This is a genomic window from Bacillus sp. z26 (genome assembly GCF_058313635.1).
Window position 1 is genome coordinate 1,042,152 of the sequence record NZ_JBZFQM010000001.1, and the last position, 12,247, is coordinate 1,054,398.

General features: G+C 37.8%; 11 protein-coding genes. 2 read left to right on the forward strand and 9 right to left on the reverse strand.

Going from position 1 to position 12,247, the window contains the following annotated elements:
* Positions 1-9: 9 nt before the first annotated feature.
* The 5 genes from murC to AC4G3K_RS04885 all read right to left on the reverse strand — a co-directional run bounded on the left by murC (position 10) and on the right by AC4G3K_RS04885 (position 7,444).
* Positions 10-1,311, reverse strand: coding sequence for a UDP-N-acetylmuramate--L-alanine ligase (gene murC, locus AC4G3K_RS04865; RefSeq protein WP_491076147.1), 1,302 nt, complete (start codon positions 1,309-1,311; stop codon positions 10-12).
* A 308-nt stretch (positions 1,312-1,619) separates the two neighbouring features.
* Positions 1,620-4,706 carry a DNA translocase FtsK gene (locus AC4G3K_RS04870; protein WP_491132612.1) on the reverse strand — a complete coding sequence of 1,029 codons (3,087 nt, stop codon included), beginning with the start codon at positions 4,704-4,706 and terminating at the stop codon, positions 1,620-1,622.
* Between the two features lie 107 nt (positions 4,707-4,813).
* Positions 4,814-5,623: a DUF1444 domain-containing protein gene (locus AC4G3K_RS04875; RefSeq protein ID WP_491132613.1), complete on the reverse strand. Its 810-nt coding sequence runs from the start codon at positions 5,621-5,623 to the stop codon at positions 4,814-4,816.
* A gap of 242 nt (positions 5,624-5,865) precedes the next feature.
* Positions 5,866-6,198, reverse strand: a complete 333-nt coding sequence (locus AC4G3K_RS04880) for a thioredoxin family protein (protein WP_491076257.1) — start codon at positions 6,196-6,198, stop codon at positions 5,866-5,868.
* 43 nt (positions 6,199-6,241) lie between these two features.
* Complete coding sequence (locus AC4G3K_RS04885) at positions 6,242-7,444, reverse strand: MFS transporter (protein ID WP_491132614.1); 1,203 nt, start codon at positions 7,442-7,444, stop codon at positions 6,242-6,244.
* Positions 7,445-7,669: 225 nt separating this feature from the next.
* On the opposite strand from AC4G3K_RS04885, the gene AC4G3K_RS04890 reads away from it, so the two are divergent.
* Entirely contained in the window at positions 7,670-8,113 is a 444-nt protein-coding gene (locus tag AC4G3K_RS04890) for a YtoQ family protein (RefSeq protein ID WP_491076258.1), read from the forward strand.
* Positions 8,114-8,361: 248 nt separating this feature from the next.
* Here the strand turns inward: AC4G3K_RS04890 and AC4G3K_RS04895 are convergent, their stop codons facing one another.
* Both AC4G3K_RS04895 and AC4G3K_RS04900 read right to left on the reverse strand, forming a co-directional pair.
* Positions 8,362-8,886 carry a DUF84 family protein gene (locus AC4G3K_RS04895; RefSeq protein ID WP_491132615.1) on the reverse strand — a complete coding sequence of 175 codons (525 nt, stop codon included), beginning with the start codon at positions 8,884-8,886 and terminating at the stop codon, positions 8,362-8,364.
* 66 nt (positions 8,887-8,952) lie between these two features.
* Positions 8,953-10,029, reverse strand: a complete 1,077-nt coding sequence (locus AC4G3K_RS04900; protein WP_491132616.1) for a M42 family metallopeptidase — start codon at positions 10,027-10,029, stop codon at positions 8,953-8,955.
* 197 nt (positions 10,030-10,226) lie between these two features.
* On the opposite strand from AC4G3K_RS04900, the gene AC4G3K_RS04905 reads away from it, so the two are divergent.
* Positions 10,227-10,547, forward strand: coding sequence for a hypothetical protein (locus tag AC4G3K_RS04905; protein ID WP_491132617.1), 321 nt, complete (start codon positions 10,227-10,229; stop codon positions 10,545-10,547).
* 50 nt (positions 10,548-10,597) lie between these two features.
* On the opposite strand, the gene AC4G3K_RS04910 is transcribed toward AC4G3K_RS04905, so the two are convergent.
* Together AC4G3K_RS04910 and trmB are read right to left on the reverse strand one after the other, a co-directional pair.
* Entirely contained in the window at positions 10,598-11,449 is an 852-nt protein-coding gene (locus tag AC4G3K_RS04910; protein WP_491132618.1) for a YtnP family quorum-quenching lactonase, read from the reverse strand.
* 65 nt (positions 11,450-11,514) lie between these two features.
* Positions 11,515-12,150 (reverse strand): tRNA (guanosine(46)-N7)-methyltransferase TrmB, encoded by a 636-nt coding sequence (gene trmB / locus AC4G3K_RS04915; RefSeq protein WP_491076155.1) that lies wholly within the window; start codon positions 12,148-12,150, stop codon positions 11,515-11,517.
* Positions 12,151-12,247: the final 97 nt, after the last annotated feature.

Below are 12,247 nucleotides of genomic sequence, written 5' to 3' on the forward strand. Positions count from 1 at the left end.
TTAATACATTTATTTTGTTAAAAAATTTTCATAGGCAGCCTGCACTTTTTGAATATCTCCAGCACCCATAAATAGTAACACACCATTTTTGTGGTTTTTCAAGATTGAGGGATCTTCTTCCTGTATAATCTCGGCACCTTCCACCTTATTGCAAAGGTCTTTCACTGTTAGCTTTCCATTCAGCTCTCTTGCTGATCCAAAAATTTCGCAAAGGTATACTTTATCCGCTTCTTTTAAGCTTTCAGCAAAATCATCCAAAAACTTTTGAGTTCTGGAGAAAGTATGAGGCTGGAATACAGCTACAACTTCCCGGTCCGGATATTTTTGGCGAGCTGAATCAATTGTTGCTTTAATTTCTGTCGGGTGATGTGCATAGTCATCAATTAAAATTTGCTGATCAACTTTTTTTTCGGAAAAACGTCTTTTAACGCCAGTAAACGACATTAATCGATCTTTAATGATTTCTACATCAATGTTCTCATATTGACAAAGCGCAATGACAGCTAGAGCATTTAAAACGGTATGACGACCGAACATAGGAATCGTAAATGTCTCATAATAATTGTTTCTTACATGTACATCGAATGTTGTCCCAGCCTCTGACGTAATAATATTCTTAGCCTGAAAATCATTTTCTTCGTTAAATCCGTAAAAAATGACTGGTACTTTCGCTTGGATTTTTTGCAATTGCTCATCATCACCACAAGCAATAATCCCTTTGTTTACTTGAAGTGCCATCTCCTGGAAAGCAGAGAACACATCATCAAGATTCGCAAAGTAATCCGGATGATCAAAATCGATATTGGTCATGATGGCATAGTCCGGTTCATAGGATAAGAAGTGACGTCGATATTCGCAAGCTTCAAATACAAAGTATTTAGAATCTGCCTCTCCCTTACCTGTTCCATCACCAATTAAAAATGAAGTCGGCTCAGCTCCGCTGATTACATGAGACATTAAGCCTGTAGTCGAGGTTTTTCCATGTGCCCCTGTGATTGCTATGCTTACGAACTTTTTAAGAAAATCTCCAAGAAAACGTGGGTAGCGAATGACTGGCAAACCAAGTTCCAAAGCTTGAACAATCTCATCATGACTGTCTGGAAATGCATTACCCGCTATAATCGTCATGCCTGGCTTAATATTCTCTTTATTAAATGGCAATATGTTGATGCCGGCATTTTCAAGCGCAATTTGAGTAAAAAAACGTTTTTCATAATCAGATCCCTGTACTTGATATCCCATATCATGCAGGATTTGGGCTAACGCGCTCATCCCGGATCCTTTTATGCCTACGAAGTGATAAACTGTCATAGAATGAACCTCCAACAAACGTCAATGCTGTACAACAGTATATGACGGTCTCTATTTTTTGCTATTTGCAGTTTCCCTGCATCGCCTTTTTAGGCTTTACTAAAGCTTATTTGTAGGTAAAGAAGTGAAATAAACTGTAGGAACGAAACAACCAATGTATATCTTCATTACGTTAAAGATATAACTTGTATGATTATAAACCTATATATCAATTTCGTACAATTTTTATCACTCATTTTCTCATATATATAGTATTGCCTTCCCTGGCGAATACTCATAATTAAATTATAAAATACTTTCTCCCTTATTTATAAAGGGGGTTGAGATTCATGGATAGCTTCTAAATCAGATTCAGATATGAGAACATCACGAGGTTTGCTTCCTCTTGATTCTGATAGAATCCCTTCCCTCTCAAGCATATCAATCAGCCTCGCTGCCCTATTATAACCTATCCTAAAACGCCTTTGCAGACTGGATATTGATGCTCCACCCATCTCAACTGCAAATTCGCACACTTCATAATAAAGTTCATCCTTTTCTTCTATATGTTCACTTGTTTTTACCAATTCATTCGGCTCAAACATATAGGATGGTTTTGCTTGATTACTTACATGTTTCACTACATTCTCAATTTCATCATCCGTTACAAAGGTACCTTGCAGTCGAACTGCTTTAGATGTGCCATTTTCTAAAAACAGCATATCGCCTCGACCCAGCAGTTTTTCAGCTCCGCTTTGATCAAGAATTGTACGTGAATCGACCTGAGAGGAAACCGAAAAGGCAATTCTCGTAGGAATGTTTGCTTTTATCAAACCTGTAATGACATCTACGGATGGCCGTTGTGTCGCCACCAGTAAATGAATCCCACACGCTCTTGCTTTTTGTGCAATTCGGCAGATTGCTTCTTCTACGTCAGCCGGAGACATCATCATTAAATCAGCTAATTCATCAATCACAATAACTAAATACGGAAGCTTATGCTCAATTTGCCCGGATGCCAGTACCTTTTCATTATATCTGACAATATCCCTCGAACCTGAATGGGCAAACAGCTCATATCGCCGGTCCATTTCTTCCACCGCCCATTTCAGGGCCGCAGTCGCAGCTTTTACATCCGTAATAACTGGCGCTGCCAAATGAGGGATATGATTGTATGGTGCAAGTTCCACCATTTTCGGATCAATCAATAAAAGTCTGACATCTGAGGGATGGGATTTATATAATAAACTGATTAATACTGAATTAATAAAAACACTTTTCCCGGATCCCGTTGAGCCTGCTACTAAACCATGAGGCATTTTCTTTAAATCAGTTGCAATCGCGTTGCCGGATATATCCAACCCAACTGCGACCGCAAGTGGCGAAGGATTTTCAATAAAGGATTTTTCCTCTAAAACTTCACGCAAATAAACAGGTCTCGTATTTATATTGGGAATTTCAATCCCAATCATTCTTTTTCCAGGAATCGGTGCTTCTATACGAATATCTTTTGCAGCCAGGCTTAATTTCAAATCATCACTTAAATTTGTGATTTTACTGACTTTAACACCAGGTTCAGGCTGAACTTCAAATCGTGTTACGGAAGGACCCTGAGAATACGTGAATACTCTGGCCTTGACATTAAATTGTTCAAGCGTATCATCTAGCAAAGCTGCTTGTTCGGCGAGCCAATCAGCATCTTCCTCGATATCCACTCTTGGATTCAAGATAGATATATCTGGATACAGATAGGATTCAATCAGTTTTTTTTTAGGCGTCTCCTGGATTTCTACCTTTTTATCCGTATTCATAACTGTTTTCGTATCTGTTTTCGGATAGCGATTGGCAGCTCTGGGATCTTTATCATTCTTTAGCATTAATACGTTAAAAGGTATATGTTTTCTACGTTCTTTAATGCGTTTTTCCCTTTCTATTCTGCGTCTTTCTTCTTCATCCATAACAATAGTTGCCTCTTCTGCTACTGTTCTATTTTGTTCTGATAGAGTCATTTCCTGTTCAGATGAATTTTCACTATCCACAGATGGATTAGAGCTGTCTAGGCCATTGATTTTATTCATTGATTGTTCTTCAAACGGAATTATGGATTCTGTAACAATAGGTTCGTCCTTTGGATCTTCATAGCTGGAACGCTCTTCATCTAATCTGCCAAGCGGACTGATATTCTGTCTATCTTTCTCAGAATCCATAATTTCTATATCTTCTCTGTATTTTTCACTTTCCTGCTGATTTTCTTCAACATTCATTTCCGATTCAAAGGATACTGTCTTCTCCATCTGGGAATCAGATACTTCTATATTTTCTGGTACCTCATTGTCTGAAGGTTGTATTAAGTAAACCGGCTCTGATTTCTCTAGATGAGATTCAGACTCCAACTTATCAACATCAACTTGTTCCTCAATATCTTGATGAATGAGTGGTATGGAAGGGGTATCCATCTGCTCTTCCGCCTGGAAGTCAGTATCCAATACCGGCAAATCCTCTTCCAAAATTTCTTCTATTAAAATCTCATCTTCCGGGATTGCTTTATCTTCCAAGGCATAATCAACATTCAAAACTGCCTTATTCATTTCTTCTATAATCTGATCTTCATCTGCTGATCCCCACTGAATTTCATTCGTGGCAGCAACCTCTCCATTTTCTGCAGAAGTGGAATTGATAGATCCCTGATCATTTTTATCCTTCATTTCTTCTGGATTAGACCCTATAATACCATCAAGGTTAGGTGCATATGGTTGAACAGTTTTTTTATCTTCCACTGTCTGCTCATGCTCAGAATTTAGCGTTAAATGAGTCTGTCCTGCATTATCAATTGGATGCTCTTGTTTTGCTTGCAAAGGGCCTTCTTTCTTTCCATGCATAATAGCAAGTACTGAATCCAGTGTCGTTTCGGATGGTAATTCATATTCGACCGCTTTAGGGTTTTTAGTTCCAGTCTGTCTATTTTGAAATCCATAGATTGGTGATGGGATTTCTGTTCGTCTAAAAGGTATTTTATTCTGCATAATTTTGTTTTGTTTAGGTTCTGGTTTTTCTATGACTACTCTTTTAAAAGGAGACTGTCCAGAAGAAGCAACCGGAGAATGTACAGTTTCCCTCAAAAACCTTTCCTTCTTCTCGCCCAATTCTTTTTGTTTCTTTTTTTGGTCTTTTAATTTCAATAACTCTTCATCAGAAATTAATGGGAATTTAAAATTATTCTTTGGATATTTATATTGAATTTTAGCTTCAACATCAATTTGCTTTTTTTGCATTTTACTTTGTTTTGTTACTTGTTTTGTTACTTGTTTTGTTACTTGTTTAGGTACTTGTTGAATGGTTTGATGGCTGTTAGGAGGTTTTACTTCCTCCTCTACGTCCTCATAGAACCAATCAACGATTTTTTTGAAAAAGCTCATAGCCTTCCTCACACTTTCTATTGTTGTTATAAATTACTATTACTATTTTATCAAAAGATTCGTTTTTTTAAGGTACATCTCTTTTAATTGGTATGAATTCCCTGTCTTTATTGACCTTCTTCCGGCCTATTCTTTGCTAAAATAAAGATAGGCTCTAATTCGCCATTATCATATAAGAATGGAAGAGCTGTAACCGGCACATTCCCATTCGTGAAAAAGTGCATAGTCATTTGTGCCAAAATGTCAAACCCTGCATCATTTTGAACATCTGCAATGATTAGTACATCCTGATGTGGAATAGCCACTGCCATTGTCCCTTTCAGATCTTCCTTCCATCTTTTCATTTGTGAATCGATGAGTACTCTTGAAGCATCATATCCATCATTATGGTTAATAAAATAAAAGTCATTTCCCCGCACACTGTCTTTTTTGGGGCTAATCGGTAATGACCTTACATTAAACATAGCCATGGAACGAATAGAGTCCTGATTCCATCCTTCTTTACTCATTAACTCTTCATCAATTAACCTATACGTACTACCCAAATCTAAAGCATAATAAACCCTTGTTTCAGCAGTATGCTCATCCGTGATAAATGGTATATTTTCACGGGACTCCAAAGGAAATGAGGTAGAACGGATAACTGGATAAATTAATTTCTCATTGCCCTCTAATGATTGTTCAGTTCCCATCACTTTCGTTGATTCTTTAATATAATAAAGGATTTCATCAATTGCTTTTTGACCGGATTGCTCATATTTTGATACAAGTGGTGATAATCCAATTGTTATTCCCTTGCCCGTCTCTTTATTTTCAATTCTTAATTCCTCTTTATCACGATTATAGGTAAAGCTTAGATTTCTATCAGCCAAACTTTCCATCAATAGAGTTTTCATTTTAATAGTTGTCATTTTCATAGGGATTCCTCCTTACCATTACTATAGCTTAAATAAACCCATGCCGCTAAATAAAGTTATACTTTGCTCTATGGAGTGTTTCTTTCATCCCCACTGAGCATTAGGTGTACTAATTGGATTCCAACTGGCGCTTATCTCTCACTTAACCTTAAACTGCAGCTCCCGGTTTGAAGTGAGAGTCTAAGCGCCAGTTAGAATGGGATAAAAAAAAGCCCCCATATAGGGGGCAGTATAATAGTTTATCATAATGATGCAATGAAATCTTCAATTTGCTCCTGTGTTTTACGATCTTTATTTACATATCGCCCGAGCTCTTTTCCGTTTTCAAAAGCAATAAAGCTTGGTATTCCAAATACATCTAACTTGATACATAAATCAAGAAATTTATCCCGATCGACATAAATGAAGGTGTACTCGTTATTTGCTGCCTCAACGTCTCCAATAAATGGTTCTATGTATCTGCAATCCGGGCACCAATCGGCAGAAAATAAGAGCATAACTTTCCCATTCGACATCAATTCATTATACTGCTCCATACTTTCTAACTTTTTCATATACATCCTCATCCTCTCAATATTCTCTTGTATGAATTATCATACCCAAATAGGCAAAGAATTTCTATTCTAAAGTCGTATTTTTAGTTTCCTTGCCAAGAATAAGAACCGATAACATCCCAATAATGATAGAAATACCAAAAAGGAAGAATATTTTATCAATAGAAGTATTGGCAGCGAGTAAATTTCCTACAACGAGAGGACCAAGGACTCCTCCTATTCTTCCCACTGCTGCAGCCATACCTGTTCCGGTACCGCGTATAACAGTTGGATACTGTTCCGGAGAATAAGCATACAACGCTCCCCACGCACCTAGGTTAAAGAATGAAAGCAAACACCCTGAGATCATCAACGCTGGTAACGTTTCTGCACTACCAAAGAAATAGGCACTAACAGCTGTACCGAACAAATAGGTCACCAATACAAATTTGCGGCCGATTTTCTCAATAAACCAGGCAGCCGTGAAATATCCTGGCAATTGTGATAACGTCATAATGAGAACGTATTGGAAACTTTTGATCAGAGTAAACCCTTTTAAGACCATAACACTTGGAAGCCATAGAAACATTCCATAATAAGAAAATACGACACAGAACCAAAGAATCCAAAGCATAAGCGTCTTTACAGCGTATTCTTTAGTCCATAATGCCTTAAGCGAATTTGCAACAGATAATGTCTCCTTGTTCCTCACCATTTGGAACTTCTCAGAATCAGGAAGGTGTATTCTTAAATAAATGGCATATAAAGCCGGAATTGCACTAATTAATAAAGCAATTTGCCAGCCATATGTCGGTATGACAAAGTATGAAATAAGTGCAGCGACCAGCCAGCCTGCAGCCCAAAAACTTTCGAGGAGCACGACGATTCTTCCTCTTCTGTTTTCCGCCACACTTTCAGAAACTAAAGTGGAAGCAACCGGCAATTCACCACCAAGTCCCAATCCAATGATGAATCTGAAAATAAGAAAAACCGACAAGCTTGTAGTCAATGCAGAAAATCCGCTTCCTAATGAAAATAATAATAGCGTAATAATTAATACTTTTTTTCGCCCAATCCTGTCAGCCCAAATCCCAAACACAAGAGCCCCTACTGCCATTCCTATTGAATTCACACTGCCAATCCATCCCATTTGTTCTGAATTTAAATTCCATTCTATTTGCAGGGCTGCAATAATGAATGAAAGCATACCAACATCCATAGCATCAAAAAGCCATGCCATTCCAGCTATTCCAAGCAATTGACGTTCTTTCTTTTTCCCCTTCTCCATACCGTTATCCTCCCTGAATCACATCTTTTCCATAAGTTGTAATTTTTTTATCTCTATCCAGTAGATTAACTTCTGTCAAGACACCTGTCAATAACTATTTACATATTAAATGAGCTTCAATTGTTGCACTGTAATACATTTCTTTTATTGACACCAGTCACTTTTACATTTCAAGCAATCGCTATCTTTGATAAAATGAATAGAAAAGTTGGAAGGAGCATAATGATGACCTTAACCATTTATCTCGCCGGAGAAATCCATAGTCAATGGAGAGAAGAAATTAAGGAAAAGGCTGCAAAAAAACAGCTTCCTGTTCATTTCAAAGGGCCTAATGAAAATCATTCCCTCTCAGATGAAATAGGAGAGAAAATTTTAGGAATTCAACCCAATGCTATTTTCAAAGACCAGGCAGCTTCCTCTATTAATAACTTAAGAACGGAGCTTTGGATCAACAAAGCTGATATGGTGATTGCTTTATTCGGAGAGAAATATAAACAGTGGAACACAGCAATGGATGCAAGTATGGCTGTAACGTTAGGCAAGCCGCTCATCCTCATTAGGCCTGAATCTCTTCACCATCCTCTTAAAGAACTTTCCAGAAAAGCAAATGTCACAGTCACAGACGTTGATCAGGCTATATCTATACTTGAGTATATACTAGAGGATTAAACATGAAGGAAGACCGCCATTCAATCTAATTCGGCGGTCTTCTATAGATTCTACGGGTTTTATCTTATCGCCAATGTTATCATTCTAGTAAAATCATTAGAGAAAAGGTGAGAATTAGTATGAAAAAACGTCTCGTTTCCCTGATTGTATTTGTTATCAGAATCCTTTTCTCTTCCAAAATAAAGGAACATGAGGAAATCCACCTTATAGCAAAGGATGAGAAATACTAATACATCACAAACCCGCCGCTATCTTCTTTGTTCTTTTATTTGATACTCATATTGGCCAACCAATAATTCAACAATATGTTCATACATTTGTGCTCTAGTAATGCGACCATTTGAAAAGATACCTACGGCTCCTTCTGATTTCCGGATATCCTGTTTCTTTGTATATTCATCCATAACTGGCCCAAGCTCTCTACCAGAGTAAAGCTCATCAGCTATTTCATCAGGCAATTTAATTCGTGCACCGCCACTTACATATCTTTCACCCTCTTTAGTGACCAGTGCACCCCAATTGCAAATAAACAACCCATAAGGAGTTTTCACTACTCCTCCTTCAAGTCCCAGTCCAAAATCCGACTGACTTTCTTTCATGGCATTCCTGGCTCTGTTAAGAGCACCCTCTATCGTTTCTTCATCCGAAAAAGGCTGCTCACTTACTTCAGATGGTACATCAATTGAAATAAGATCAGCTGATAGTTCCCGGCCAGCTAATTCTCCAGCTTTCATTTTCGCTGGATTTTTAGAACCAATAGCGATTTTAACCATATAAATCTGCATCCTTTCCTAAAAAAGAAGACAGATCTTTGCCTCTGCCTTCCCTAGAACCTTGTATTAACCGTTTTGTTTGATTGTTTCAACTGTTGTTTTATCGCAGCTCTTAACCAATTTAACCATTAGTTCTTTGGCTGCGGCATAGTCATCAACATGCAAAATGGATGCATGTGTATGAATATATCGTGAACATACACCTATAACAGCACTTGGTATACCACGATTTGTAATATGGACTTTCCCTGCATCTGTTCCACCATTCGGAGCCACAAAATATTGATAGGGGATTTGGTTGGATTCCGCTGTATCCAATATAAATTCTCTCATCCCTTTATGCATAACCATGGAACGGTCATAGATTCTCAGTAAAGGACCTTTCCCCAGATATCCAAAAACAGATTTACTTCCTGACATATCATTGGCAGGACTGGCATCACACGCAAAGAAAATATCTGGATCAATCATAGTTGCTGCAGTCCCGGCGCCACGTGTACCCACTTCCTCCATGACGGTTGCACCGCTGTAGAGAATATTAGGCAAAGTCTCATTTTGAAGCTCTTCCAGTAATTCGATTGCCAATCCACACCCATACCGATTATCCCATGCTTTGGCAAGGATTTTTTTAGGATTCGCCATCGGCGTGAATTTACTGTATGGAATAATTTGCTGACCCGGTTTCACTCCCATTGCGATTGCATCCTCTTTATCGTCTGCACCAATATCAATCAGCATATTACCGATTTCCATAGGTTTGGATTTTTGAGCATCACTCAGCAAATGCGGCGGGATGGAACTGACTACCCCAATAATAGGACCCGTCTCTGTATATACCTGTACTCTTTGCGCAAGTAACACTTGCCCCCACCAGCCTCCGAGAGTTTGAAAACGAAGCAAACCTTCAGGGGTAATAGATGTTACCATAAACCCAACTTCATCCATATGCCCCGCCACCATAATTTTAGGGCCTTGTTCATTCCCGCGTTTAACCCCAAAAATACTGCCAAGGCCATCTTGGATGATTTCATTTGTGTATTTCGATAATTCTTTTTTCATAAAGGCCCGTACATCATGCTCAAATCCAGGTGCTCCCGGAAGTTCGGTAAGAGCTTTAAATAAATCTAAAGTAGACTGCTTCATATATGTATCCCCTTTACCCTATTATTTTCTATTATATATATTCCATTCTACAAAACCGTACTACTAAATACTATAGAGATGGTTGTTCCTGGTTAAAAGATAGCATCATTTATGCTTAAAATGTATAATGAATGGGAATAGATTAACCTAGCAAATGTAAGAACAAAGCTATTACCGATTTGATTGGAGGAATACACATGAATTGGAAAACACTTATTTCAGGTGTTGCAGCCGGTTTTGCAGCTGGTTATGTCGTTAAAGAATTGACAGATCAAAACAAGATGGCCTCGCCTGAAAAGATTTTATCTACCATTAAAAGTACGCTTGGTCAGGACGGAGAAACATTCAGAGGTTCCTGGATTATGATGAAACCTGAAAAGTATACAAAAAACGAATTGGATTATGATGTATATAAAGGTGGACTTACGAAGCAAGAAGGTATTGATTCTACGCAGTATGAATTTATTGCTGATGCTACAACAGGTACTATCATTGATTTTTATGAACAAGTTAGATAAATGGACAAAATAGCCTGCTACCATTCAATTGAATGAAAGCAGGCTATTTTTTAATGATTTCGCTCGCGCTCTACTTTTTCTATGATTTCTTTTCCGCTGACATCCCATTTAATCGCACGGTACGCATAATCATGATAAAAAGTAAACCAAGCTTGATTTTCAATTCCTTGTTTAATCCACTTTTCTTTTGCACTGATAGAGTCCATAGGGTAATCATCATAAGCCAAAACCCAAAGAGGGTTTTGATGGGCATGAGTCGGCATGAGATCGCCCATGTGAATCAAGCGCTCATTACCTTCCTCGAACACGATAATACTATGACCATTGCTGTGACCTCCTGTATGGATCATCCTCAGTCCTTCTGTAATATGCACTTCATTTTCAAATGTTTTAACCTGAGAAACAATCGGTGTCCAATTTTCTTCCCAATACGTATTACGAGAACGAATATTAGGGTTTTTCATTTCATCCCATTCAATTCTTGATGTATAAATCATTGCATGGGGAAATAAACTGACCAATCTGCCTTCCTGATAACCGGTTAAGCCGCATGCATGATCAAAATGCATGTGAGTCATCAAGATTGTATCGATATCAGAGTATGTCAATCCAAGATGATTCAAGGATTCTTCAAGTTTAGACTCTTCACCGACACCATAATTTCGAATTTGTTTTTCAGATAGCTTTCCATTTCCAAGACCAGCTTCAATTAAATAATTGCTATGTTCTGTCTGTACCAAGATGGGGTCTGACCTTAACTCTATTTGATTTAATTCATTAACAGGATAACGCTTTGACCACAACGGTTTAGGAACCACGCCAAACATGGCTCCACCATCCATATGAGTATCTCCGCCATTTAACCACGTCAATGTAAACTTACCAAAGCGTAAAGTCTCCAAACTATTAAGCCCCCTTATTTCGATTGTGTTTGGACAGATCTTAAATTGTGCCACCCATTAAATGGTTAAAAGGACACTTCACAGCGATAGATGGGATTACCTTTTGCTGAGAATTTTTGTTCATACTCAGTCATGATATTTCCTTCCATATCACTATTGTGTAAATCTAAACTAACCTCTTTTAATGTCATTCCATATTGAGAGAAGCTTACAAGAGAATATTCAAATAATCCTCTGTTATCTGTCTTAAAATGAATTTCGCCATGTTCGGGTAAAATTCCTTTATAAAGATCGAGGAATGTCTTATAAGTTAATCTTCTCTTCGCATGACGTTTTTTCGGCCATGGATCAGAGAAATTTAAATAGACACGTGAAACTTCTCCCTCTGCAAATATATTTGGCAGCTCTTCTGCATTAATATTCAGCAGCTTAACATTTGGAAGATTGGATTCTAACAATCGATCAAGTGCCGTTACTATGACACGCTCTGCCAATTCAATACCAATATAATTAATAGTTGGATTCTGTGCCGCCATGCCGTTAATAAATTGCCCTTTACCAGTACCTACTTCTATATGAATGGGATTATTATTTCCAAACACTTCATTCCATGAACCTTTTTTTGTAGCTGGCTCCTGAATGCAATAATAAGGATTAGCCATAAGCTTATCCTTAGCCCATGGTTTATAACGTTGTCTCAATTTTGTGCACCTCCGCTAAAATACGTAAAAAAAGAGTAGCATAACATTTTATAAAATACCACTCTTCTTTTAAAACAAAATAAAAACCGGCCTATGC